The sequence below is a fragment of the Bradyrhizobium sp. 44 genome (assembly GCF_023073095.1).
Taxonomy (GTDB): Bacteria; Pseudomonadota; Alphaproteobacteria; order Rhizobiales; family Xanthobacteraceae; genus Bradyrhizobium.
In genome coordinates this window covers 42,152-66,410 of record NZ_JADPIY010000041.1, presented here as the reverse complement: position 1 = coordinate 66,410, position 24,259 = coordinate 42,152, and the positions used below count along the sequence as shown (strand labels likewise).

The following is a 24,259-nucleotide window of genomic DNA, read 5'->3' as shown; positions in this document are numbered from 1 at the left end:
TCAACGATCACCCGAATAGCCAGATCGACGAACTGCTACCCTGGGCCTATCTCGCTACCCCAGAACGCTGGCGCGTGGCCTGAGAACATCGCTTACGATGGAGAGCTTCTTCTCGTCGTTGAAGACCGAGCGCACCGAGCGCAAGACCTATCGCAACAGGAATGAGGCCAAGGCAGATGTGTTCGACTACATCGAGCGGTTCTACAACAGCATCCGCCGTCATTCGACGATCGGGTACGTCAGCCCGGTTGAGTTCGAGCGCAAGGTGGGATTAGCTTAACCCCGTGTCCATCAAAACCGGCAGCAGCTCACACACCGGCCGTATGACCGTAGAGCTGGGTGATGACCTGGCCGCGGCTGTAAGCCTGCTGCACGCAAGCAACATAAGGTTTATTGCTCATCCAATCATACGGTCCAGCACTTGCAGTGGAGACCGAGCCTACGGTCGAAACGATTGCGGCCGCAGTTGCGATGGCGAAGAGCCCTGTACGAAAGCTTGCCATGTTCGTGGTCCCAAGTCAGACCACACTATTGCGTGTCTGTGCCAATACAATGAGAACTCACTGGGGTCCTGTATGTGCGGCACGTCACTTCGACCCTGGCCGCCGAAACTCTACCGGTCAGGATCGTCCGATGACCAGTTGCGGCGACTTGTGCAAAGCCTGTCCTATGAGCATCAGGGGAACGGCAAGTAAGATCATAAATATACTCATCATAACAAGCTGGTCGTGAAAATTGCCATTGGACGGCGTTTTCGAGATCATCAGATTGGAAATGATGAACCCGAGGCCGGTCAATGAAGCTAATATACCGCTTCCCTTCGCAATTAAGCCAAGCCTGCGCCACTCGATCTCGCGAGATTTAGCTCTGGTAGCTTGCTCATTGAGTTCGGAACGCAAGGCGAGCAACTCGGTCTCGACTTCAGCGTGCGTCATTGTTCTCTCGTAGATTGGATGCTTTGACCGATTTTCAAAAGCTTCTTGAACAGAATGACAGTCGGTTGCTCTGGCCCGCACCTATTCGATGAACGAGGGGTGCGGGCCAAAGTACAACCGCAAAATAGGATCAGGATCCTCGCGCACCGCTCATGATCGGCCCGAACCTCTCCCAGCTTTCTCCCTTAAATCGCATCATCTGGAGCTGCTCGATCGGGGCGAAATCGTCAGGGCCTGTCTTGATACGTGTGCCCGTAATGTAAATTCCAATCTCAAAATCGAGGTTGGCTGCCTGCTTCATTACATTCTCACGGGTCAGCGTGTCACCGCATTGACGGAGGACTTGCTCCAGGCCCTTAGCCACACCGTAGCCAAAGACAGTCGCAGAGTCGTCGAGATCACCTTCGGGGTACCACTTCGTCATGAAAGCCCGCCACTCGTTCATCGATGCGTCGTTCTTCCACTCTGAATCCTTGGGGTCCTTGAGGTATGCGGTAGAGAGGATGCCCTGGCTGGCCTCGAAGCCCGCAGGTTTGATGACCCCACCTATAGAACCAGAGACGTTGGTCAAGAACTGCACGGGATGCCACCCTAGTTCGGCGACTTTCTTGATGGCTTGAGCGGCAAACTTCGGGGTTGCGATATTGACGAAGATGTCAGGGTTTGCGCCCTTGATCTGCACCACCTGAGAATCGACAGTAGGCGAGCTCGTCTCGTATGCTGCCTCAACAACGATAAGCTTGCTGGCCTGGTCACCGAGGCCATCCTTCAAGCCGGTGACGTAGTCTTTCCCGAAATCGTCATTCTGATAAAGCACACCGACAGTCTTACCGGGGTAGTTCTGCAGAATGTACTTGCCGTAGATGCGAGCTTCGACCTGATAGCTGGGCTGCCATCCCATGGTCCACGGGAAGTTCTTCGGGTCGTTCCATTTGGCTGCTCCGGTCGAGACAAATAGTTGCGGCACCTTCTTGGAGTTCATGTACTTCTGGATTGCGGTGTTACCGGGCGTGCCCAAGGGGTTGAAGATCAGCAGCACTTCGTCGCTCTCCACAAGCTTGCGGGCTTGCTCGACCGTTTTGGGCGGGCTGTAAGTATCGTCATAAGAGACGAAGTTGATCTTGCGACCGTTGATGCCACCTTCGGAGTTAATCTTATTGAAGTAGGCGGCTTCGGTCTTTCCAATCGTTGCATATGCGGATGCGGGACCAGAGTACGGCATGATGTTGCCCACCTTGATTTCCGTGTCCGTTGCGCCGGGATCGTATTTCTTTTGAGCACTTGCGTTTGACGAGATCGCCGCGACAAGCACCGCGGTGATTGCGGTCGAATAGACAAAGTTGACGTAAGAACCACGCATCGTTGTCCTCCCTTGAAGCACAAACTGTTTCAGCCATTCTGGTGAGCTGTTCAGCCGCGCATTAGCGAGTATGCATGAGAACCGTCCGCGGCAGCAACGAAACGTGCCTGCCATTTCACTTCAGCAGTCGGAAAAGCCAAGCTTAGACGCAGCGCACAATTCCTTCCGCAGGAATTAGCGGGAGCAGGCGGCCTGCAAGTTGAGCTTGCGCAGCATGGAGCTTACGCCATCTGCTCGGCACTCTTGCGCATCAGCCAACTTTGTGGCGGAGGCGTTTCGCGATGTACTTTTCTTAGACTCCGCCTTTACCTTCCTGGCGCTGACGCGGGTGTCATTAGGGTCGTGCCAGTGGCGGGGAATGAACTCCGGCGCACTCGCCTTATCTACTTCTTTTGGCTGAGGCTGAGGTGGGGTCGGCGGCTCGGAGGGCGGCATGGACGCCAGGACCACCTTCTTGACAGTTTTTTGGATGAGTTGGGTGCTGACTAGCGATAGCCGATCAGCCTTGTTGCCTGCGACGGCGGGATAGGTGATTGACGTCATCAATAACGGAGCGGGTTTGGACCCAGCGGCAGCGATAGCTCCGATGCCACCTAGACATATCACTCCAAGTACAACGACCTGATCACTTTCATCTTGCTCCAGACCGAGGCTTCAAGCGTAGACGACATTTGGCCGGCAGCAAGGCGACCTGATTTTTTGGGTTAACGGTACGAGCAGTGGTACCTTCGCATCGATCGGTTGCTTCAACACCACCGAAGAATGAGTCGCGACCAGCCGGACCAAAACTGATAGTGCAGCCGGAAGGAGGTCGCTGTTATGCCTGCGATGCTGTTATGCCTGCGATGATGGTCTGTAAACCGCGCGCCCTCATTTGGATGCAGTTCCAATGATCGAATTAGGTCGGGATAGTTGACCGGGCTTTTGGGTTAGTCGCTAGATTGCGTGAATGATAGCCGACAAGGCGGACGTCGTCGCTAATCTGATTGCTGACAGACCGGACTGTCCTCTTTTTGCGCCAGACGCCGGTCGCCTTCGACGGAAGGGAACGGCCGCGCGCGACAATAAGCAGACCATTTCTCTTGTTTACATAGACGTCGTACATCGTACTCCTCGGCGGGAGAGTAATGCCGGTTAGCGGGAAATGCGGCGACGGAACCGCAAAACTCGCGGAAAACGCACCAGTAGACAGCCCATTCTGTGTAACTTATGCATTGCGTGCCGGCTACTATTTGCAGGGAGCCGAGAGTGCCCTTCCGCCATGAGTTGCGCGAAGAAGCCGCGCGGCAATGAGCTTTTGGATTGCGTTGGCCATTCAGCAAGAACGACTATAGTCGTTGGCACGCTTGGTCGACTCCAAAGACGCTTGCCTCTTCGACACTTTGTCGCAGCTGGCTCGTCCGGGAAAATTGCCCCGGTATGCCTACCTTCGACGGCCTTCGTACAGCCTGTCCAAGGCTCGTGTATCCGCGCATTGTCACCGAGCTACCACTTCTTCCGCTCTTTGAAAGCGCCGCGATCTCCATCGACAGCTGCTCCTGCGTGGACGGCTTTGAAAGCCGCGGAAGCTCTATCGGCAATTCGCCTTCAATGTCGGTAAAATCGGTCGCCAGCAGTATCGGTAGCTTGGAATCGCAGGCAACAAGATGACAAAATCCAAGCCGGCCGGTCATTCCGACATCGCATGACCGGTGATCACCAATTCCCGAGTCAGGCCTTTCTGCATGCACGCGGCTTTTACGGCCTTGCGCGCAAACTCCGGCCGCAGGGGCCCGAATGTACTCAGCACGAATATGCGACACATGCGGCGCGACAGCCCCATGCTGCTTTTGAAGATCTGGATGGTCGAACTAGAGCGGCCACGCACTCTCCCCATTTCATCTAAGACGTTCGTCTTATCTCTCTTAACGCCGACGCACCTGGCTCCAAGCCGGAAGACCGGGAAAACTTGGAACTTCTCGGGCTAGCCTATGTTGTACCATCCCAATACTGGAGATCGCGATATGAATAAAAAATTTCTTCTGCTGCTGTTGGCTGCTTCGCTCCTGGCCGGGCCGTCCTTTGCGCAAAACCCGCCGGCGGCCGATCGGCCAAACAATAATGCGGTCAACAGTTCAGGCCAGAACAATTCCAGCAAGCCGGTGGCAGGAGCCAACAGCTTCACCGAGGGCCAAGCCAAATCCAAGATCGAGGACGCCGGCTACACCAACGTTACATCCCTGAAGAAGGACAAGAACGGCGTTTGGCGCGGAAAGGCCAGTAAAGGCGGTGCATCAAGCGCGGTCAGTCTGGATTTCCAGGGCAACGTGAACGCTGCCAAGTAAGCTGCGCGCAGCAGTAAAGAATGAGAGGATTCAAGATGACCATTACGATTTCACGTCTCTACGACAACTATTCCGATGCGCAGCGCGCGGTGACCAGCCTGGAGGCCGCGGGCGTGCCGCATTCGGATCTGAGCATCGTCGCGAACAATTCCGATAACTGGTACAGCACCGATAAGAAGGTCGATCGCGATCGCGATGGGGTTGACGATCGGGCGGAAGGTGCGGCTACGGGTGCGGGCCTTGGCGCAGGTCTTGGTGGCGCTGCCGGCTTGCTCGCGGGCCTCGGTTTATTGGCTATCCCCGGCTTGGGTCCGGTCGTGGCGGCCGGATGGCTCGCGTCGACCGCGCTTGGTGCCGTTGCCGGCGGCGCGACGGGCGGCGTCGTCGGGGCACTGACGCAGGCCGGCGTATCCGATGAGGAAGCTCCGCTCTATGCCGAAGGTGTGCGGCGCGGCGGTACGCTGGTGTCCGCTCGTGTGCCGGACGCGGACCGCGCGCGATACGAAGCGATCCTGAACGAGTCAGCTGTCAATTTGCGCGACCGGATCGCAGCCTGGCAGAAGGCAGGATGGAAGAATTACGATCCATCTGCACAGCCTTATGGCGCAGAGGAAGTTCGCAGAGAACGCCAGCTTTACGGCACCGGCATGCGATGACTCACCGGGCGGCCCGCCGTCGGCGGGTCGCCAATTTAAACCGGACGATTGCCCATTTTATCCCTTGGACGGCGCTGCCTTTCGGGTCATTGCACCGTGAGTGCCGTAGCCGCGGGTGCGCTTCTAGCGACGGTGGCGAACACCATGATGCCTCTGCCGTGGCAGACCAAGTCAAGCCGTCGGTAGCCGGCATTTCCGGAGCGGCCGTGTTGACGGGGGCTACAGCGTCTTTCCCTGACGCTCGCTCTCCCGTCGTTCGGTGCCGGCATGGGCTTCGCGGTCGTCTCACCGTGGGGCAATCCCGGCGTCTCGGCAACCGGGCGGCTTCGGACGAAGTGGGTCGGAGCCCATACTGCCGAGGTGCAATTCAGGGATACGGCACACGGGCTTTAGCCTGAGCGGCCGGGATGTACTCGGAGCGATACTGCTGGCCTCTGCCGCAACATCATTGATCGGTACCGCGCCAGGTGTGTGAAGCACGCCGAGACCACGTCGCCATCCGGATTCCGGATAATAAGCAGGGGCTAAGAGCAGTATCCGTTTCCGCGCTCTGGACCGAATTCGGCGCATTGGCGAGCACTGCCCGTTCCTTGGCTGCGATCTCCATCCGCCAATGAAGCGCTCGACCAGGCGGGGTGAGAAGAGGTCGAGATCGGAAGTCGGACGCCAAGACGCTTGGTGCGGTCCGCCCAGTCGCGGCCACTGTTCGCTAGGATTGCCATGTCGCATTCGAGGTCTTCCATGATGGCGAAGCCACCCAGACAGCTCACCAACATCGCGAAGCCTCCGCGCGTCGGTCACATGGACTAAACGGTTTCGCCAAAAGCTGGAACGCCAAGCACATTGGATGCTTCCTTCTCGCCCGTCGGCACGATGCAGGGAGACGCTTGGTGCTCCATGAGTTGGCTGCCATCTAACAACCGCGAGATTTCGTCGGCCGACACGGGGCGACTGAACAGGAAGCCTTGAAATTCATGACAGTTGAAACCCTTTAGAATAGAGTCTTGTTCGGCGGTCTCCACCCCTTCGGCAACTACGGTCAGACCAAGCGCCCGTCCGAGCGTGATGATGGCTGCGGAAATCGCGCGGTCTTGAGGGTTTTGGCCAATTTCTCCAACGAAGCAACGGTCGATCTTTATCGTGTCAATCGGAAAGCTTTTCACCAACGAGAGAGACGAATAGCCCGTGCCGAAGTCGTCTATTGCCAGACGAACACCGCGACGATTGATGGCCTGCATGACCGCAGTCGCATGCGTGACGTTTTGCATCACCATGCTCTCGGTCACCTCGAGCTGTAGGAGCTCGGGAGCCAACCCCGTTTCGCGTAGAACCCCGTCGAGAAATCCTAGCAACTCATGATCGGTGAACTGCTTCGGCGAGAGATTAACGGCCATAGAGATCGCGGGCAATCCGCGTGACTGCCAGATGGTGCTCTGTCGGCAAGCTGTCGCCAATACCCACCTGCCAATCGGAATGATCAGACCGGTTTCCTCGGCCAGCGGAATGAAGGCTGCGGGGGCTATCAATCCTTTTTGGGGATGCTTCCAACGTAGAAGCGCCTCCACACCGACAATGCGACCTGCGGTATCTACCTTCGGCTGATAGTGGAGAAACAGCTCCTCTTTCTCCATTGCACGGCGCAAGTCCGCTTCGAGAACGAGGTGCTTCAGCGAATGCGACTGCAGCTCCGCCGAAAAGAAACGATATGCATTCTTTCCACCTGCCTTGGCCGCATACATTGCAGTGTCCGCCTGCTTGACGAGCTCCTCAGGATCTGAGGCGTCATCGGGGAAGATCGCGATTCCGATGCTACAGGTGATGCGGCATTCGTGACCACACAGGAGGAAAGGTGACTCGAGCGCTTCCAGAAGCCGTTGGGCGATCGCCGTCGCCTGATCTTTGCCGGTCAACTGGTCAACTAAAACGACGAACTCGTCGCCGCCCAGCCTGGCGAGCGCGTCCTCAGCCCGGATATTTGCACGCATCCGCTTGGATGCTTCGATAAGCAATTGATCGCCGGCAGTATGACCGAACGAGTCGTTGATCATTTTAAACCGGTCAAGGTCTGCGAAGAGAACGGCAAACCGGCTACCCGGCGCTCTGCTCGCGCGCTGATGCGCTTCTGAGACCATTGTGTTGAACATCGAGCGATTAGGGATACCTGTCAAAGCATCGTGGGTCGCCAGGAAGCGGATGCGCTCTTCCGCGATTTTCTTTGCCTCGGTCCGATCAAAATTGTGAAGAGCAAAGGAGACGTTTTCCGCCAGCCTAGCCAGGAGCTCAGCGATCTCGGAGGTGAAGATGCCTTCCTCGCTGGCTAGGAAGAGCAAGACTCCGATGACTTCACCCTCCCTGAATAGAGGAAAGCTCGCACCAGCGCGTGTTCCACCTCGTTCGGCAAGCTTATGCCAGTGAGTCGTCCCCGCGTCGCTCAAGAACTCATTTTTGATGCATGGCATTCTCGAACGAAACGAGGTGCCGGTTAGTCCCTTACCCTGGGGATGGTCTGCCAAAACCGAAAACGCTGTGCTGCGAACCCGATCGGCATTTTGTCCCTTAGTTGATACGATCTTCAAGAAGTGATCGTCCGGCTGAGCTAGGGCAATTGTCGTCGAGGTAAAATGGCCGCCCAGAACCGCTGCCTCGCAAACCAGATCGTAGAGTTCTTCGCGCGACCCAGCCCGCATCATGGCTTCGTTTGTCTTGCAAAGCGCGATGTACATGCGGTGCAACGCAGCTTCTTTGTCCTCTGCCTCGCGCTGAGCGCGCTCCGCCTCCTTTTGCCGTTCTGCCCCCTCGAACCTTTCGAGAGCAAATGCGACGTTCTCGACAACGCGTTGGAGGAGCTCGCTTATTTCGGCTGTGATAGAGTTGGCTTCTGCGAAGCAGAATAGAAATACGCCAATGCTTCGCGAGCGCTGGACTATCGGAACCGCCAACGTCGAACCGACGCCGCAAGCAATTGAATGCTCTCGCCACGGGGTCAGCGTATCGTCACCAAGAACGTCATTGCTGAGAACAGGGTGCCCCGAGCGATATGCCCGTCCCGCAAGTCCGTGGCCGTGGACTGAAGCCTCATCGACTGAAATGCTGATTTGCGGAATGAACCCTGTCTCGCTCGTTGCAGCGACGACGTCGAGCGACCCCGTATTGTTTGGGAAAAGGGCAGCTGTAATTCGAATGTGGCCGCCATGAACCGCGGCATCACAAACTCTTTGGTAAAGTTCGGAGCTGCTCGCGGAACGTAGAATGGCTTCGTTCGTGGCGTTCAGTGCCGCGAACATGAGTTCGTGGTTCATGGTCTCCCCCACAAACATCCTAGTGAGTCCAAGGAAACAACAAGTTAGGATCGATGCTTTAGGACATCTTAACGAGTGCTAGGTCATGCATCGCGTGGACCGCGCGCCGGTTTTCGCGCCTGACAGGCGCACGCGCCCGAGCGACATTTCTGCAGGAGCTTGCCGGCAGACCAGCCTTTGCCAGGCGGGTTGAGGGTATGCTGTCGCGCTACCCCAGAGTGTCGAAAGCAACCAGTCAGCACAAGTTTTCGCTGTCCGTCAGCAATACGACCCCGCTGCGAGGCTTCTCCCGCGATTTGATCCGAATCATTGCTCCGTTAGCTGCCCGCCGATGAAACCGGCGTCCACCGCTGCGATCGAACAACGAGGGATGGACCAGCCGGGTGGCAAATTCCGGGGGAACCTGCACGAGTGCCGGCGAGGTGCTGCGGGTCGAAGGCTTAACCGTCCAGTACGGCGCACTGGTTGCGCTGCGCGACGTGAGCTGGTCGGTTCATGCCAACGAGATCCTCATCATGGCCCGAACGGCGCTGCAAGAGCACCTGCTTTGCAGCCGTTGCTAACGCGGTGACTAGAAAACACTCGCAATGCAGGAAGATCCGGCGAAGCCGCGGATGAACGCAGCCATCGTGCTGCCGGATAATGCGTTTTCAGGCGAGCGAGCGCCGGCCTCGTCAGCCCGGGCGCGTCGAACACTCACCGCCCCGCGCCTGAAGGCCCGCAGCCGGCCACCCGCGAAAAAGAGCTCCGCGACCGCATGGGGTCACGGAGCTCGAGTCCAGGGAGGACGCCTTGAGGGCGACGGCGACCTCATCGACCTCCGCTATTCTATAGAAGACCGATCGCGGCTCTGGAGATGGAAACGGCACATTCAAGCCGCTCTATTCGCACGATGAGCTGCGCACGCCGTCAGCGGCTCCGCACCTCACATCTTAAGGGCGAACGGATCCCGCTCCTCGTTGGAAAAATCGATCATCACGTTCTTGGTCTGCAGGAACTCGTCCAGCGCCGCGACGCCGCGCTCCTTCCCGAAGCCGGACTCCTTGAAGCCGCCGAACGGCGCCATTGCGCTGGAGGCGCGATAAGTGTTCACCCAGACCGTTCCGGCGTGGACAGCCCTCGACACGCGCAAGGCGCGCGACAGGTTTGTCGTCCAGATTCCGGACGCTAGGCCATATTTGCTGTCGTTGGCAATACCGATCGCCTCGTCCTCCGTGTCGAAGGGAATGATCGAGAGCACGGGTCCGAACACCTCTTCCTGAGCGATTGCCATCTTGTTCTCGACTCCGGTGAAGATGGTCGGCTCGATGAACAGACCGTTGCCAAGACCATCGCCCGTCGCCGGTTTGCCGCCACACGCGAGAACTGCCCCTTCGTTTTGGGCATCGCCGATGCATTTGAGGATGCGTGCGAATTGCGGCTCGTTCGCCACCGTCCCCATATCCGTCGCCTTGTCCAAGGGGTTACCCAGTCTGATCTGGTGCGCCCGAGCGACGAGACGTTTCACGATGTCATCGTGGACGGATCGCTGCACGACGAGCCGCGAGCCGGCGATGCAGGTCTGCCCGGTCGCGCCGAAAATGCCGGCGAGAGCCCCGACGGTCGCCTTGTCGAGATCGGCGTCCTCGAAGATGATATTGGGAGACTTGCCGCCCAGCTCCAGCGTGACCGGGACAAGGCACCGGCCTGTTTCCGCCGCGATCTGGCGGCCGACGTTCGGGCTCCCCGTAAAACTGACACGGTCAATTCGGCCGCTCGAGAGCAGCGCCTGACCCGTCCTGTAATTGCCGGTGACGACATTGACGACGCCGGCGGGGAAGCCCGCCTCGCGAATCAGCTCGGCGAACTCGAGCGTCGTTACCGACGCATGCTCGGACGGCTTGATGACGACGCAATTGCCCGCGGCCAGCGCTGGCGCGAGCTTGTTGGCAAGCAAGCCCATCGGCGAGTTCCAGGCGGTGATCAGCACCGCGACGCCGATCGGCTCGCGGCGCGTGAAATCGAACACGTCGCGCTGGTCGAGCGGGATGGTGTCGCCGAAGATCTTGTCGGCACAGCCTGCGAAAAACCGGTAGGCGCGCGCGGCAAAGTGCATCTGCCCGTGCGTCTCCCGGATGATCTTGCCGTTGTCGGTGCTCTCCATGATGGCGATCCGCTTGGCCTGCTCATCGAGCAGATCGGCGAGCTTGTTCAGCAAAGTCGCGCGAGCAAGACCCGTGGTCATGCTCCAGATGGAGTCATAGGCGCGTCGCGCTGCGGCAATGGCATCGGCGACCTGCGCGGGGGTCGCCTGCGCGACCTGCGCCCATTCCTCGCGGGTATAAGGGTTTATGGCGGCGAACCATTCCTGGTTCGGAGCACTGACCGTCTCGTTGGCAATGGCAATTCCGTATTTCTTTGGCATGCTCGATTGTCTCCGCAACTGGCGAATTGCCTGTTTCATCCCGGACGGGAGGTCTGGCTTTGGTTGATGGCTAGGCTGGGCCCCCGAGGGGATCGGCGTCCAATCGCGAGATCCCGTTGATCCCTTCGCGGGCAGGAGGAAACAGCGAGAGCACCTGCCGGTCGTGACCGGGAATAATGTGCAACGGGCCATCGGCCAACTTCTCGATCACCGCAAAGCCGTTCAGCATCTGGTTGGTGTCGAACAACACGGGGAACGGCCGGCGCTGCAGGAGGTTGGCGTAATAGTGCGAGGCATCCGAGGCCAGCACCACATAGCCGCGGCGCGTCCTCACCCTCACGACCTGAAGCCCCGCGGTATGGCCGCCGAGCCAGTGCAGGGTTATTCCGTCGTCGAAATGAGAATTGGCATCGTGAAGAGTCACGCGCCCTTCAAAATTCCGCCGGACGATATGGCTGACGTCCTCGGCGTTGTAGGCCTTCTTCTGCTCGGCATCGCACATGCAGCGGCCGGTGCAGAAATGCATCTCGCGCTCCTGAACGTGATAACGCGCCCGCGGAAACAAATCGTGATTGCCGGCATGATCCCAATGCATGTGGGTGAGGATGACGTCCTTGACGCTATCGGAAGTGATGCCGATCTGCTTGAGGCCTTCGGCGACTGGGCGCGTGACTGCATAGTTGCGTGTCTTGCCTGCCCTCTCGTCGAAGCCGGTATCGACGACCACGGTGCGGTCCCGGCCAACCAGCGCCCAGACGAAAAAATCCAGCGGCATCGGAACGTCAGGCACATCGCTGCTGTCGATGAAGTTCTCGGATGCGCGGCGCTCTTCCTTCGCCGCGTATCGGATCGCGTAGATTTCATACTCGGACATGTCCATCTTTCACTGGCGCTCGATGCCAGCTTCCTTCGTTGTCGTGGCCCACAATTCGATGTCGTCCTTGAGATGCCTGGCGAAATCGGACGGGGCCATCCACTGAACCTCGAAGCCGATGTCAGCAAGACGGCTCCGGATCTCGGGCTCCGCCAACACCTCGCGTACACCTTCGGAGAGCTTCGCGACAATCTCGGGCGGCGTGTCCTTGGGAGCAAACAGGCCGGACCATGCGGATATGTTGATGAACGCGACACCGCCCTCCTTCATGGTCGGGATTTGCGGGAACAGCGAGGCGCGGTCCGGATTTGTGGTGGCAAGCGCACGAGCCGAGCCAGCCTCGACCTGGGAGACCGCGGGCGCCATGTCCATGAAGGTCATGGAGACGCGCTGGGCGATAATATCGGTGACGACCTGAGGGCTGTTCCGGTAAGGCACAGCGGCAATGTCGATCCCCGCCCGCCGCTTGAACGCCTCCCCGGACAGTTGACCAAGCGCATTGGCATATCCGAACGTCAACGTGCCGGGCTTGCTTTTCGCGAGCGCAACGAGATCTGCCACGTTTTTGACGGGCAGTGAAGGATCGACAATCAGAAAGTAAGGAAACACGCCGAACTGCGAAATCGGAGCAAAGTCTGCGATGGGATCGTACTGGATCGATTTCAGCAGGCTTGGATTCGCGGCGTGCGTAGACGTTCCGCCAACCAGCAATGTGTAGCCGTCGGGCGCTGATCGCGCGGCAGCCGTCGCTCCCAGCGCACCGTTTGCGCCAACGCGGTTGTCGATAATGATCGTCGTCTTCAGCAGCTCCGACAGCCGCTGAAACACAATGCGCGCCACCCCATCGGTCCCGCTGCCCGGGGCAAACGGCGCGATGACCGTGATCCGTTGAGAGGGATAGGCTTCAGCAGCTACGGCTAAATTCACATGTGACAGCGCGAACGCGATCGACAACAACAACACCCGCACGGAACCCTCCCATCGCTTTTTTTGCTTTTTCGTTTTCACGCGCCGACTACGACTTCTTCGAGCCACGTTCGATGACCTTCACGATGACCGGCCAGTAATTCGCGCCAAACCCGGCCTTGGACGCTTCCGTCAGAAGAGCCGCGCCCAGCGCCGCTTCCCTTGCCTCGATGCCTGCGTCCCTCGCCATGTCGAGCGCGTAGGACACGTCCTTGTGCATGTAGTCGGTCGAGAAGACCCGCTCGGGAAACTCTTGTGTCGCGACGGCCTTGTAGCCGTGGTTGCGCAGCGCAAAGCTGTCGGCAGAGCCTTTGGAGAGGGCATCAAACAAGGTCTGAGTCGACATGCCAGCGGCGTTCGCGATCGCGGACGCCTCGCAAAGGGCCGTCACCGTCCCCACCACGACCATGTTGTTCAGAATTTTGACGATCTGGCCGGTTCCGACGTCGCCGCAATGAGTCACGTCAGAAGCGAAGCAGCGCAGCAGCGGCTCGATCCGCGTAAACACATCCGGCGTAGCGCCGACGGAGATCGCCAGTGTCCCCGCCTCGGCAGCCGCGCGCGTCCGGGCGACCGGTGCATCGGCATAATCGGGTCCCTTCGCGGCAAAGACTCCGGCCAGTTCGCGCGTCAGTTTCAGCGGGCTCGTGGACAGGTCGACGATGGTCTGACCGGCGCGTGCAAATTCAAGCAGCCCGCCCGGCATTTCGCAAATCTTCTTCAAATGCTCGCCGCTCGGCATCGAAATGAAGACGATGTCGGCCTTGGCCACCGCAGCAACCGAGCCGGCATCGACCGCCCCGGCCTGAACCAGTCGCGCCACGGGTTCCGCGTTGAGGTCGTGGATCAGCACCTTTTGCTTTGTCTTCTGCACGAGATGCCGGCACATGGGTTCACCCATGACGCCCAAACCGATGAAGCCGAAGGTCGAAGATCCAGTCATGTCAAAGCTCCGGAATTTCCCGACAGAAAAAACATTCAGATACCGAGATAGGCCCGCCGCACATAGTCGCTGGCCAGCAGTTCCTGGCCCTTCCCGCTCAGCGCGACCGCGCCGGTTTCCAGCACAAAAGCCTCGTGACAGAGGTTGAGGGCAAGCTTTGCATTCTGCTCCACCAGGATGATCGACGTCCCGATATCGCGGTTGATCTCGCCGATGATGCGCGCGATCTCGTCGACGATGATCGGAGCAAGCCCGAGCGATGGTTCGTCGAGGAGCAAAAGTCGTGGCCTCGCCATCAGAGCGCGACCGATGGCAACCATCTGTTGCTCTCCGCCCGACAGCGAACCCGCCATCTGGGTCCGCCGCTCCACCAGGCGGGGGAAGTATCCGTAGATCTGGTCCAGCGTTTTCTTCTGCTGCGCTTTGTCGCGCTGCGAGTAGCCACCCACGAGCAGATTGTCGAGTACACTCATCTGCGGGAAGACGCGCCGTCCTTCGGGCGACAGCGAGATCCCGCGCCCGACACGCCGCGAGGCAGAGACGCCATCGATGCGCTCCCCGTCGAAATAGATCTCACCGCCGCTCAGTGGCCTGAGGCCGATAATGGCCTTCATCGTGGTGGTCTTGCCCGCGCCGTTCGAACCGATGAGCGAGACGATCGCCCCCTCGGCAACGGACAGGCTCAGATTGCGGACCGCCGTGAGGGGACCGTAGGAGACGCTGATCCCGCGCACATCAAGCATGGACCGCCTCCTTGCCGAGATACGCCTCGATCACGACTGGGTTTGATACGACTTCCGCAGGTGTTCCTTGCGCAATCATCGTACCGTGGTCCAGCACCACGACGCGATTGCACAGGCCCATGACCGTGCGCATGTGGTGCTCGACCATCACCATCGTGAGGCCGCGCTCCGCCTTCACCCGGCGCAGAACCGAAGCGAGCTCGGCCGCTTCCTCCGGATTGAGCCCGGCGACGGGTTCGTCCAGCATCAACAGCCGCGGTTCGCTGGCAAGCGCGACCGCGACGCCGAGACGTCGCTGCTCACCATAGGACAGCTCACGGGCCTTCAGGCCCACGCGGCGCGTCAGCCCGAGCAGCTCGAGCACATGGAGCGCTTTATCTTCGGCCTCCGCTCGCCACTTGCCGGAGAAAAACCCTCCCCACAGGCCGGTCGAGTTCGAGCCCAGCGTCCCGCGCGCTGCGTTTTCGATGACCGTCGCTTCGGAATAGATGGTTGCCGCCTGGAAGGTCCGCGAAAGCCCCTGACGAACCGTTTGATTGGCCGGCTGCCCCGAGATGTCGCGGTCCAGAAACCGGACCGTGCCCGCCGAGGGCCTCAACACGCCGGAGATCACGTTGAACAACGTGGTCTTGCCGGCGCCATTCGGGCCGATGAGACCGAGAAAGTCCCCCTCATTGACATCGAAGGAGACGTTTCGGACGGCAACGAGGCCGCCGAAGGACCGCTTCAGACTATCGACTTGTAGCATGCTCATGGCGCTTCCTCCACGAGCGTTGCGTTGGCTGGTGCGACGCGTTGGCGCAAACGCCCGATGTGGACGAGGCTCGCCAGGCCGTTCGGCACGAACATCAGGCAAAGAACCAGTATCGTCCCGTAGATGATGTGCTGCAATCCTTCGGTGGATCGCAGCAACTCCGGCAACGGCGTGAGGACAAGCACGCCGACCACAGGACCCAGCACGCCCTCGCGCCCGCCAACCACCAGCATGGTCAAGTAAGACACCGACTCCCAGAACGTGTACGAATCCGGGGAGATGAAACGGAGATAGTGCGTCGACAACGCGCCAGCGAATCCGGCGATGCCCGATCCGATCGTAAACGCAATCACCTGGACCCGATGGGTATCGATGCCGCTGGACTCGGTGAGGCGCTGGTTCTCGGCGGTGGCCGCCATCATCGTCCCCAGAGGCGACCGATACAGCAGCCAGGTCAGCAGCAGCGTCGCCAGCGCGCAGCCGAGCGCGAAGGGATAGAATTGCGGCTTGGCGCGAAGCACATATCCGAAGATTGAGATTGGAGGGACGCCCACCAGCCCGTTGGCGCCGCCCGTGATCGAGCTCATGTCCAACGCGAGCAACACCGCGATCTGGCTGAAGGCAAAGGCCACCAGCACGAAATAGACGCCGCGCAGACGCAGGATGATCCAGCCAAGAGCGGCAGCGATGACGGCCGCAACCAGAGCCGCGATGAACAGGGTCAGCAGAGGCGGCCACCCTTTCATCGACAACAGCGCCGAGACATAGCCGCCGACCAGTGCAAAGCCGCCATGGCCCATCGACAGCTGCCCGGCCCGGGCAATGATGGCGAGGCCAAGCACCAGCATCAAGTTGATGCAGCCGACTGTCGCCAGGTGAACATAGAACTGGTTCGGCGCGAACCAGGGCAGCAGCACGGCAAGGATGACTGCCACGCCGACGCCGACAAAGTGCACAGGCTTGGTGGTTGGACGATTCACGCCTCACGCTCCTTTCGGCCGAGCAGGCCTTGCGGGCGCAGCAGCACGACGGCGATCACGACTAAGAATTGTAGAATCTCGGCCAACGAGGCGCTGACGAAGGTGCCGGCAAAACTCTCGATCAGGCCGATGAGCAGTCCGCCGACAACCGCGCCTGGGACGCTGCCCAGTCCCCCGATGACGACGATGACGAATGCTTTCAAGGTCGGCGCCAGGCCGATGAAGGGCGACACCGACAGCACCGGCGCCATCAGGACGCCGGCGAATGCCGCCAGGCTGACGCCCAGCACGAACGCGGCGGGAAAGATGACATCGACGCGAATGCCCTGCACCTGGGCAATTTCCGCGTCCTGGGCCACGGCCCGCATGGCGCGGCCGATCCTTGTATGGCCGATCAACAGATTGAGCGACACCACGGCAAGGATCGCACCGATGATGACGACCAGCCGCGACCACGGAAATACGATCCCGTCGATGGACAGAACGCCGGAGACGACGGGCGGCACGGTGCGTGCCGACGATCCCCACATCAGCAGCGCGCTGTTCTGGATGATAAGCGCGACGCCGACCGAGGCGATCATGCCGTTGATGTCGTTGCCGCGAAACCGGCGAAACACGACCCGCTCCATCACCAGCCCGAGCAGGGCCGTTGCGCCCACGGCAAGGAGGACGCTAACGACGAACGGCATGTTGTTGCTGCCATAGAGGATGGCGAACAGGAAGGCGCCGACCATGTAGAACTCGCCATGCGCAAAATTGACGATGCGCATAATACCGAACACCATAGTGAAGCCGATGGCCATCAGCACATAGATCATGCCTACCATGAGGCCGTTGACGACGGTCTGGGCCAGAATGATGTCCATGCTCACGGGACGAGGACTCCAATCGCAGCGGCGAGGCAGATCATGCCTCGCCAGTTTTCAGCGGTCACTTATTTGCACGCATTGACGTCGCAGGTCGCAACCTTCGTGACGACGCCGTCCTTGATCTGCCCGACGTAGAAGGGAAGATCGATCTGGCGCTTGCTTCCGTACTTCTGCTCGCCGGTCCAACCGGCCTTGCCCATCGTGGTCAGGACATCCGACAATCCATCGAGCGTCGTCGCGATCTTGGTCGTATCGTCCACGGTCCCGGCCTTCTTCATGGCCGTGAACAGCATCTGCAGGCCGGCATAGAAGAACGGGCTGAAGCCGTTCATGTTCTGCCCATACTTGGCCTTGAAGCGGGCAACGTAGGCCGCCGTGTCAGGCAGGCCCGTGTCGATGGGCAAGTGAACGTAGGTCCCTTCGGCTGCATCCTTGCCCGCGACCTTCAGCATCTCGGCCGAAACATCGCCGCCCGTGACGAAAACCGGACCACGATAGCCGAGCTCGCGCGCCTGCTTCAGAATGAGGCCGGCGGTGGTCGGAGAATTGCCGCCGAGCTCGAGCCCATCGGCCTTCATCAGGATACGCGTGAGAACGGGCACGAAGTCGACGCGCTCGCGCTCGAAATACTCGACCTGCAGCTTCGTGCCGGCCTTGGCGTACGAGTTGAAGTTCGCAACGCCGATCTGCTGCCCGGTCTCATCGTTGGGAAGCAGCGACACGACCTGCTTGGCCGACGTGCTCTTCATCAGCCACGCCACCTGCGGGTCGGAGAATTCGCCAGTCGTAATCACCGGGCGATAGGAGAACGGCGCATCGGCCCCGAGGGCCCGCGGCGTGAAAGCGAGCGTCATGGTGATGACTTTGCCGGACGTGGTCTGATCCTTGGTCGCCACCGCCGCGGCCGAGCCCATCGGGCCGACCACGAAATGGATTCCGTCCTGGATCATGAGGCGATCCATCGCCGTGACCGCGTCTGCGGCGCGGTAGCGGTCGTCATATTGCTTGATCAGGATCTTGTAGCGCTTGCCGGCGACTTCGAGACCGCCATCCTTGTTGACGTCTTCCGCGGCAAAATCGGTGGCGGCGAGCATGCCTTCCGCGAACGCGGCGCCTGCGCCGGAAAAGCTGGCGTGCACGCCGATCGTGACACTGTCTTCGGCCCAGGCGGCGCCGGAACAGGTGACCATTGCAGCCAGGACGGCAATCAACTCAAAACGCTTCATTCCAATCTCTCCCCAGATGTTGCTCTTGTCTGCCTTGCTCGTTTCTTTCAAGCGCGGCTTTTGTCAGGTGATGCTCGTCATCTACGATGGCGGCCTAACGTCATCGCCCTCGTTCGCGGGACTTAAGGAACCCAGTTGGTCTCCTCCGGCTCATGCATTCCGCGTGGCGCGAAGATGACCTTCTTTGGTGCTGCTCGCGTGCCGCGTCCCTGCAATAGGCGCGAAACCGTCGCGAGGTCCTTCACCTTCTCGATCGTCTCGAGCCGCTCGAAGAGCGGAGCGATATCATCGCGCGGCAGGACGGCGCCGGCGTGCTGATCGAACTGATCCCAGAGATCGGCGGCCGGCGGCGAATGGACCGCAAGGAGATCGAGAGCTTGCGCTCCCGACGGACCGTCGCCTGCGGCGCGCTGATCGCCTTCGGTCATCTGATGGCAAGACGCCTCGTCCATCGCTTCGGCCAGCAACGCGGCAAGCAAAGCATGTCTCAGGCTTTCACCGACCATGAGCGCTTCAGCTCCGCCCTGCCCGGTTGCGGGATTGCCCGCCATGAGCAGCGCGGCCGCAATCTTCGGCCGACTCAGTCCGAGCAATCGGGCCGCGGCCGCGACGCTGCCCAGCACGGCAGCTCCGAGCTGGCCAGCCGGCGGCAGTGAGTGCGAAATCTCGGCGCCTGCCATCAGCGCGACAATGAACTCCTGGCCGGTTTTTCCACGCTCCTCGCACAGGGCGAACAGCGCGACGACAAAGGCTGCATTCGCGGCATTGGGCGCCGCCCTGGATCCAGCGACGGCCGCCGTAGCGTTAATCAACGCGGCATCGACCGCGCTGGTGCGCCGTTCAGTGCCGAACACAACCGACGCGCCGCCGCTCGCCGCGATACCCGATGTCGCAAGCAACGCCTGGGTGATGGCGGCCGGCGCGCCGGACAGCGTCTGTCCGAACGCCGTGATGATGGCGGCCTTGGCTCGTCCAACAGCCTTTGCATCGCGCTGCTCCAGATCGTAGCTATTGATCCGCTCCGCCAGGCTCGACATCTTGGCGCTGACGCTCATTGCGCCGCCACCGCTTTGGCCGCCGCCACGCTCTGCTGGCCAGCTGCGTTTCGGCCTGCGATCCTGCCGAAGGTCGCGCCCGAGACGAGACCGGTGCCTGCGGGATAGTTGTCATAGAAGAGGCCGCCGACCAGTTCACCGCAGCAGTACAGACCCTTGATCGGGCGCCAGTCGGTGCCGATCACCTCGGCGTTCTCGTTGATCTTAAGGCCGCCAAACGTGAAGGTGATGCCGCCCGTCGCGCTGTAGGCATAGTAGGGCGGCTTGTCGAGCCGTAGCGCCCAATTGGTCTTCTCGATATCGAGGCCCTTGGTCGACAGGCCGTCCTTCTTGGTGGGATCGAAGCCTTCGTCCTCCGAGCGGGCATGATCGTTGTAGTTCACGACCGTTTTGATCGCCTGCGCCTTGTCATCGATATCGAGCTGCGTGATCAGCTCCTCGAGTGAATTGGCCTTGATCGGATCGCTGGTCGAATAGCGCGGCTCGAGCAAATGGACCACCTTGCTGTCGAACAGCTGATAGGCCTTGGCGCCGGGCTCGGCCAGGATGGCGCGGCCGAATTTGGCGTAAGTGAAGAGCGCGCCGTCTTCGCCTTCGTCGACGAAGCGCTTGCCCTTGCGGTTGATCATCACGGAATAGACGTAGGACAGGCGATTGCTGCGGTCGGTCATCTCGCGCGGCGCGAAGTCACCCCAGTCGGCGCTGATCGGCGTTGCATGGCAGCCGCTCCACTGCCCCCACGGCATGGCGCCGATGGCGAGTGCCATGCGCAAGCCGTCGCCCTGATTGTGGGGCGTGCCGCGAACCTTCGCGGCGCCGACGAGCGGGCCGATATGCTGCGTGCGCATCTGGACGTTTGCTTCAAAGCCGCCACAGCCGAGCACGATCGCCTTCGCACCGAGCGACTTGACACCTTCGTCATCCTTGGACTTGACACCGACGACGCGACCATTGTCATCGACGAGCAGCTCCGAGACGGCGTTGCCGTAGCGCACCTCGATGCCCATGCGCTCGCAGGTCGAAAACCAGCTGCGGGAAAGACCAACGCCTTCGTGCGCCGCGCGTACAACGAGACCGCGCGCCCAGACCATGACGTTGTCTTTCTTGACGGCGGAAAGGCTGATTGCCGGCTCCATCTTGATGGCGCCGGTATCCTTCATCCAGCGAACGGTCGCTTGCGAGTTCGACACGAGAAGACGAGACAGGATCGGATCCGTGCGCCCGTTCGTGACACGCATGAGATCGCCGTGAAAGTCTTCCTGCGTGTAAGGTGAAATGCCGTCGTAGAAGTTTTCGAATTCGTCTTCGACGCCAGGCAGCAGAGCTCCGATCTCGCGCGGCTCGTCATAGGCGAAACGCAGAACGCCGCCGCTCCAGTGCGTGTTTCCGCCTCGCATGTCACGGGGAGCTTTCTCGAGAACGACGACACGATCCGCGCCGTTTTCTTTCGCCGAGACTGCCGCAGCCAAAGCAGCGTTTCCCGCGCCAACGACGATCACATCGAACTCTTCGTGCATTTCCATTCCTTCCCGCCGAGCCTTGCTCTTCTATCTTCTGTATTCTGACGGATACCAGTGTATACATTGGAATGCAAGACGGGTCGACGAGATTCCGATTCCTACGGAAATTTTAGTGAAAACAGTATCTTATGGCAGGTTCTGTGGGTTGACCGAGGATCGAAGACAGCTGCGCAAACGGCGACGCCGGCGCAGCCCGCCCGTTGATTCAGCTACCGTCCCGTTCGCGACGGTCCTCGAGATCACGCTCTTTTGCCAGGATGGCCCGACGGGTCTCGAGCGCGCTCAGGACATGCGCCCGCGCAAGCCGATCGGCCTTTTCCCCTTCTCTTTGCGAAATAGCCTGCACAATTGCAGCGTGCTCGGCCTGAGCGACGGCGAAGCGGCCCTTCTCGGCCAATGTCGTTGGCCCCAGAAGAGCGATGGCATCTTGCAGAGCCGACAAGCTCTTTTCTAAGTAGCGGTTGTGCGAAGCTACTTGAATGGCGTCGTGCAGCTCCCTGTTGTGCCGATAGAGCTTGAACGGCTCGCGGTCGAGCTTTTCACCTTCGGCGACAAGTCGCGCCAGTGCAGCAAGATCTTTTGGACTTGCATGCTTTGAGGCCATCGCAGCTGCGGTGCCTTCGAGAGCCGCGCGCATCTCGTAGAGTTCTTCGACCGCATCCATGTCGAGAACGGACACGACAAGCCCGGTTCTCGGCCGGAGATCGAGCAGGCCGTCGAGCTCGAGCCGCGTCAGCGCCTGACGGGTCGGAGTTCGGCTGATGCCCAGGTGTTCCGCCAGTTCGATCTCGCGCATGCGCCGACCTGGGGCGAAGCGCCCCTCGATGATCTCACGCCGCAGTGCCGCGTAAGCGTAGTCAGCAGCAGACGCGAACTTCGCGCGGTCCGGCAACACCATCTGGTCGTTCATAAAGTCATCCCGATCTCATTCAGCAGGCGTTGCTCGTACCAGCGTGACGCGCCAAACCGTCCATCAATGATCTGCGTCCGATCCTTCCGCCCGTACAAGGCACGCGAAGGATGCAAGATAATCGGCGTCCGACCACCTGTTTGGAAAGAGGCCAACTGCGCCCATTGATCAGAATTAAGGGTAGCAGCTCGCCTCTGAAATGTATACACTGGTATCCAACGTATACAATGGTATGCAGGGGAGCGATACTGGTGCCGCAGAACAAGCTCAGAGCCACTTTCATGCGCGGCGGCACGTCGAAAGCCGTCGTATTCAACAGACAGGATCTGCCGGCAGATCCTGGCCAATGGGATCCGATCTTCCTGTCCGTCATGGGCTCGCCCGATCCCAACGGCCGCCAACTGGACGGGATGGGCGGCGGGCTGTCGTCTCTGTCGAAGGTTTGCGTCGTCGGCGCGCCGACGCGGCCGGATGCCGACATCGACTATACGTTCGCGCAGATCTCTGTGAAAAGTGCCGCCGTCGACTACAGCGCAAATTGCGGCAACATGTCTTCGGCGATGGGCCCGTTCGCTGTCAGCGAAGGCCTGGTGGTGGCGCCCGCGAACGGCGAAGCCGTCGTGCGCATTCACAACACCAACACCGGCAAGATCATCGTTGCACGTTTCGCCATGGCTGACGGGGACGTCGAGACCGACGGCGACATGACGATCGACGGTGTCGGCGGACAGGGCGCGCCCGTCCGGTGTGAATTCGTCGATCCAGGCGGCACCAGGACCGGACGGCTGCTCCCGACCGGACGCGCATCCGATCATTTCGATATCCTCGGCCTCGGCGCAATCGAGGCGTCGCTCGTCGACGCCGCCAATCCTTGCGTCTTCGTCGACGCCAGTTCGCTTGGCAAGGACGGCAGCGAGATGCCTGAAGCCCTCGAGGCCGATCCGGTCTTTCTCGAACGGATGGAGGCGATCCGCTGCGCGGCCTCCGTGGCGATGGGTCTTGCACCCGACGCCGCGGCAGCTGCCAATATCCCGAGCGTGCCCAAAGTCGCGATGATTGTGTCGCCGCGGCAGATGACGACGCTGTCGGGGCGGAAGCTTGAGCCTTCGGACATGTCGCTGGGCATCCGGATGATCTCCATCGGTCAGCCGCACCGCGCGGTCCCGATCACCGGCGCCGCTTGCTTGGCAATCGCGGTGCGCATCAAGGGCACGCTTGCGAACCGGATGGTCCGTGCCGGCGATGGCCCAATCACCATCGCCCATCCCTCCGGCACGACCGTTGTCGACGCGGCCGTAGAACATGCCGATGATCCCGCGAAGGCCCGCGCCATTCATGGCGCAGTGTATCGCACCGCCAGACGGCTGTTCGACGGCAGCGTGTTCTATCGACCGGCCAAAGCGGCTGCGCAAGCGCGGCGCAGCGCGTAAACGATCCCGGAGTTCCAGACGATGACTTATCTCGTTGCCGCCGATCTTCCCCGAGAATCGGCCGGACGTCGCTTTCGCGACCTATTGAAGCGTCCCGGCATCCTGCCACTACCCGGCGCTCACAACGGCATGGCGGCATTGCAGGCCAAGGCGGCCGGCTTCGACGCGCTTTATCTCTCAGGCGCAGCCATGACGGCGTCGATGGGCCTGCCCGATCTCGGCGTCATCACCGTGGATGAGGTCGCCTTCTTCGTCCGCCAGATCGTCCGCGCGGCTGGGCTGCCCCTCCTCGTCGACGCCGACACCGGCTATGGCGAGGCGCTGAACGTGATGCACGCGACCCGAATCTTCGAGGACTCCGGCGCGGGCGCCCTTCACCTCGAAGATCAGATCCTGCCCAAGAAGTGCGGCCATCTCAACGATAAGAAGATCGCTGATGCGCACGATATGGCGGCCAAGGTTGCGGCCGCAGCGAAAGCGCGGCGCGATCTCGTGATCATCGCCAGGACCGACGCCGCCGCAAGCGAAGGCCTCGACGGCGCGGTCGCCCGCGCTAAGCTCTATATCGAGGCGGGTGCGGATGCGATCTTTCCGGAAGCACTCAACACGGCCGAGATGTTCCGCGCCTTCGCCGAGCGCATGCCTGATGTCCCCCTGCTCGCCAACATGACGGAGTTCGGAAAGACGCCGTTCTTCACGGCCGCTGAATTCGAGGCCATGGGCTACGCGATGGTGATCTGGCCGGTCTCTTCACTCCGCATGGCGAACAAGGCCCAGGCAGAGCTTTATGCGGCGATTTCTCGCGACGGCGGCACACACAAGGTCGTTGAGCGGATGCAGACGCGGGCGGAGCTCTACGCAACGATCGGTCTACACGACTACGAAGCTCTCGACTCGTCGATCGTGCAAACCATCGTTCCGGCCGGGATGCCGCAACGCAACTAAGATTGCGAGTTGGACTTCGCTGAGTCGACGTATGCGGGCATTGATCGTCGATGCCAGCAGCGCTGC

The 24,259-nt window shown here is 60.5% G+C and carries 20 protein-coding genes and 1 pseudogene; 6 read left to right on the top strand and 15 right to left on the bottom strand.

The window, feature by feature from the left end:
- Positions 1-97 precede the first annotated feature (97 nt).
- A pseudogene (locus tag IVB41_RS34895) lies at positions 98-280 on the top strand (IS3 family transposase); the annotation flags it as partial.
- Positions 281-620: 340 nt separating this feature from the next.
- Here IVB41_RS34895 and IVB41_RS34890 read toward each other — a convergent pair.
- Positions 621-935, bottom strand: coding sequence for a hypothetical protein (locus IVB41_RS34890; protein WP_247439303.1), 315 nt, complete (start codon positions 933-935; stop codon positions 621-623).
- A gap of 130 nt (positions 936-1,065) precedes the next feature.
- Positions 1,066-2,295, bottom strand: a complete 1,230-nt coding sequence (locus tag IVB41_RS34885) for an ABC transporter substrate-binding protein (RefSeq protein ID WP_247439301.1) — start codon at positions 2,293-2,295, stop codon at positions 1,066-1,068.
- A gap of 2,003 nt (positions 2,296-4,298) precedes the next feature.
- Here IVB41_RS34885 and IVB41_RS34880 point away from each other — a divergent pair.
- Both IVB41_RS34880 and IVB41_RS34875 read left to right on the top strand, forming a co-directional pair.
- A complete protein-coding gene (locus IVB41_RS34880) occupies positions 4,299-4,619 on the top strand; it encodes a hypothetical protein (protein WP_247439310.1) in 321 nt (106 codons plus the stop codon).
- A gap of 35 nt (positions 4,620-4,654) precedes the next feature.
- Positions 4,655-5,275: a general stress protein gene (locus tag IVB41_RS34875; protein ID WP_247439299.1), complete on the top strand. Its 621-nt coding sequence runs from the start codon at positions 4,655-4,657 to the stop codon at positions 5,273-5,275.
- A gap of 806 nt (positions 5,276-6,081) precedes the next feature.
- Here the strand turns inward: IVB41_RS34875 and IVB41_RS34870 are convergent.
- A complete protein-coding gene (locus IVB41_RS34870) occupies positions 6,082-8,574 on the bottom strand; it encodes an EAL domain-containing protein (protein WP_247439296.1) in 2,493 nt (830 codons plus the stop codon).
- A 422-nt stretch (positions 8,575-8,996) separates the two neighbouring features.
- On the opposite strand from IVB41_RS34870, the gene IVB41_RS34865 reads away from it, so the two are divergent.
- Positions 8,997-9,137 (top strand): hypothetical protein, encoded by a 141-nt coding sequence (locus tag IVB41_RS34865; RefSeq protein ID WP_247439287.1) that lies wholly within the window; start codon positions 8,997-8,999, stop codon positions 9,135-9,137.
- A gap of 362 nt (positions 9,138-9,499) precedes the next feature.
- Here IVB41_RS34865 and IVB41_RS34860 read toward each other — a convergent pair whose 3' ends face one another.
- From IVB41_RS34860 to IVB41_RS34805, 12 genes are all read right to left on the bottom strand, one after another.
- Positions 9,500-10,978, bottom strand: coding sequence for an aldehyde dehydrogenase (locus IVB41_RS34860; protein ID WP_247439276.1), 1,479 nt, complete (start codon positions 10,976-10,978; stop codon positions 9,500-9,502).
- A gap of 70 nt (positions 10,979-11,048) precedes the next feature.
- Positions 11,049-11,852 (bottom strand): N-acyl homoserine lactonase family protein, encoded by an 804-nt coding sequence (locus IVB41_RS34855; protein ID WP_247439274.1) that lies wholly within the window; start codon positions 11,850-11,852, stop codon positions 11,049-11,051.
- Positions 11,853-11,861: 9 nt separating this feature from the next.
- A complete protein-coding gene (locus tag IVB41_RS34850; RefSeq protein ID WP_247439272.1) occupies positions 11,862-12,821 on the bottom strand; it encodes a tripartite tricarboxylate transporter substrate binding protein in 960 nt (319 codons plus the stop codon).
- A 46-nt stretch (positions 12,822-12,867) separates the two neighbouring features.
- A complete protein-coding gene (locus IVB41_RS34845; RefSeq protein WP_247439270.1) occupies positions 12,868-13,761 on the bottom strand; it encodes an NAD(P)-dependent oxidoreductase in 894 nt (297 codons plus the stop codon).
- A 35-nt stretch (positions 13,762-13,796) separates the two neighbouring features.
- Positions 13,797-14,504, bottom strand: a complete 708-nt coding sequence (locus tag IVB41_RS34840) for an ABC transporter ATP-binding protein (RefSeq protein ID WP_247439268.1) — start codon at positions 14,502-14,504, stop codon at positions 13,797-13,799.
- On the bottom strand, positions 14,497-15,258 hold the full coding sequence (locus IVB41_RS34835; protein WP_247439266.1) for an ABC transporter ATP-binding protein: 762 nt from the start codon (positions 15,256-15,258) through the stop codon (positions 14,497-14,499). The genes IVB41_RS34840 and IVB41_RS34835 overlap by 8 nt, the downstream gene beginning before the upstream one ends.
- Positions 15,255-16,238 (bottom strand): branched-chain amino acid ABC transporter permease, encoded by a 984-nt coding sequence (locus tag IVB41_RS34830; RefSeq protein ID WP_247439264.1) that lies wholly within the window; start codon positions 16,236-16,238, stop codon positions 15,255-15,257. Before IVB41_RS34830 ends, IVB41_RS34835 begins: the two co-directional genes overlap by 4 nt.
- The gene (locus IVB41_RS34825; protein WP_247439308.1) at positions 16,235-17,104 is read right to left on the bottom strand and encodes a branched-chain amino acid ABC transporter permease; all 870 of its coding nucleotides are present in this window, start codon (positions 17,102-17,104) and stop codon (positions 16,235-16,237) included. Before IVB41_RS34825 ends, IVB41_RS34830 begins: the two co-directional genes overlap by 4 nt.
- A 68-nt stretch (positions 17,105-17,172) precedes the next feature.
- On the bottom strand, positions 17,173-18,333 hold the full coding sequence (locus tag IVB41_RS34820; protein WP_247439262.1) for an ABC transporter substrate-binding protein: 1,161 nt from the start codon (positions 18,331-18,333) through the stop codon (positions 17,173-17,175).
- Positions 18,334-18,455: 122 nt separating this feature from the next.
- A complete protein-coding gene (locus IVB41_RS34815; protein ID WP_247439260.1) occupies positions 18,456-19,388 on the bottom strand; it encodes an MmgE/PrpD family protein in 933 nt (310 codons plus the stop codon).
- Complete coding sequence (tcuA, locus tag IVB41_RS34810) at positions 19,385-20,905, bottom strand: FAD-dependent tricarballylate dehydrogenase TcuA (protein ID WP_247439259.1); 1,521 nt, start codon at positions 20,903-20,905, stop codon at positions 19,385-19,387. The genes IVB41_RS34815 and tcuA overlap by 4 nt, the downstream gene beginning before the upstream one ends.
- A 208-nt stretch (positions 20,906-21,113) precedes the next feature.
- Positions 21,114-21,818: a GntR family transcriptional regulator gene (locus IVB41_RS34805; protein ID WP_247439257.1), complete on the bottom strand. Its 705-nt coding sequence runs from the start codon at positions 21,816-21,818 to the stop codon at positions 21,114-21,116.
- Between the two features lie 251 nt (positions 21,819-22,069).
- Between IVB41_RS34805 and IVB41_RS34800 the strand changes: the two genes are divergently transcribed.
- Together IVB41_RS34800 and prpB are read left to right on the top strand one after the other, a co-directional pair.
- Positions 22,070-23,248, top strand: a complete 1,179-nt coding sequence (locus IVB41_RS34800) for a 2-methylaconitate cis-trans isomerase PrpF family protein (RefSeq protein ID WP_247439255.1) — start codon at positions 22,070-22,072, stop codon at positions 23,246-23,248.
- 21 nt (positions 23,249-23,269) lie between these two features.
- The gene (gene prpB, locus IVB41_RS34795; protein ID WP_247439253.1) at positions 23,270-24,193 is read left to right on the top strand and encodes a methylisocitrate lyase; all 924 of its coding nucleotides are present in this window, start codon (positions 23,270-23,272) and stop codon (positions 24,191-24,193) included.
- Positions 24,194-24,259 lie beyond the last annotated feature (66 nt).

What these genes read in the sequence shown, in the direction of transcription:
- IVB41_RS34890 (WP_247439303.1), bottom strand. Translation starts at nt 935, where the DNA reads ATGACGCACGCTGAAGTCGAGACCGAGTTGCTCGCCTTGCGTTCCGAA.
- IVB41_RS34885 (WP_247439301.1), bottom strand. Translation starts at nt 2,295, where the DNA reads ATGCGTGGTTCTTACGTCAACTTTGTCTATTCGACCGCAATCACCGCG.
- IVB41_RS34880 (WP_247439310.1), top strand. Translation starts at nt 4,299, where the DNA reads ATGAATAAAAAATTTCTTCTGCTGCTGTTGGCTGCTTCGCTCCTGGCC.
- IVB41_RS34875 (WP_247439299.1), top strand. Translation starts at nt 4,655, where the DNA reads ATGACCATTACGATTTCACGTCTCTACGACAACTATTCCGATGCGCAG.
- IVB41_RS34870 (WP_247439296.1), bottom strand. Translation starts at nt 8,574, where the DNA reads ATGAACCACGAACTCATGTTCGCGGCACTGAACGCCACGAACGAAGCC.
- IVB41_RS34860 (WP_247439276.1), bottom strand. Translation starts at nt 10,978, where the DNA reads ATGCCAAAGAAATACGGAATTGCCATTGCCAACGAGACGGTCAGTGCT.
- IVB41_RS34855 (WP_247439274.1), bottom strand. Translation starts at nt 11,852, where the DNA reads ATGTCCGAGTATGAAATCTACGCGATCCGATACGCGGCGAAGGAAGAG.
- IVB41_RS34845 (WP_247439270.1), bottom strand. Translation starts at nt 13,761, where the DNA reads ATGACTGGATCTTCGACCTTCGGCTTCATCGGTTTGGGCGTCATGGGT.
- IVB41_RS34840 (WP_247439268.1), bottom strand. Translation starts at nt 14,504, where the DNA reads ATGCTTGATGTGCGCGGGATCAGCGTCTCCTACGGTCCCCTCACGGCG.
- IVB41_RS34835 (WP_247439266.1), bottom strand. Translation starts at nt 15,258, where the DNA reads ATGAGCATGCTACAAGTCGATAGTCTGAAGCGGTCCTTCGGCGGCCTC.
- IVB41_RS34825 (WP_247439308.1), bottom strand. Translation starts at nt 17,104, where the DNA reads ATGGACATCATTCTGGCCCAGACCGTCGTCAACGGCCTCATGGTAGGC.
- IVB41_RS34820 (WP_247439262.1), bottom strand. Translation starts at nt 18,333, where the DNA reads ATGAAGCGTTTTGAGTTGATTGCCGTCCTGGCTGCAATGGTCACCTGT.
- IVB41_RS34815 (WP_247439260.1), bottom strand. Translation starts at nt 19,388, where the DNA reads ATGAGCGTCAGCGCCAAGATGTCGAGCCTGGCGGAGCGGATCAATAGC.
- tcuA (WP_247439259.1), bottom strand. Translation starts at nt 20,905, where the DNA reads ATGCACGAAGAGTTCGATGTGATCGTCGTTGGCGCGGGAAACGCTGCT.
- IVB41_RS34805 (WP_247439257.1), bottom strand. Translation starts at nt 21,818, where the DNA reads ATGAACGACCAGATGGTGTTGCCGGACCGCGCGAAGTTCGCGTCTGCT.
- prpB (WP_247439253.1), top strand. Translation starts at nt 23,270, where the DNA reads ATGACTTATCTCGTTGCCGCCGATCTTCCCCGAGAATCGGCCGGACGT.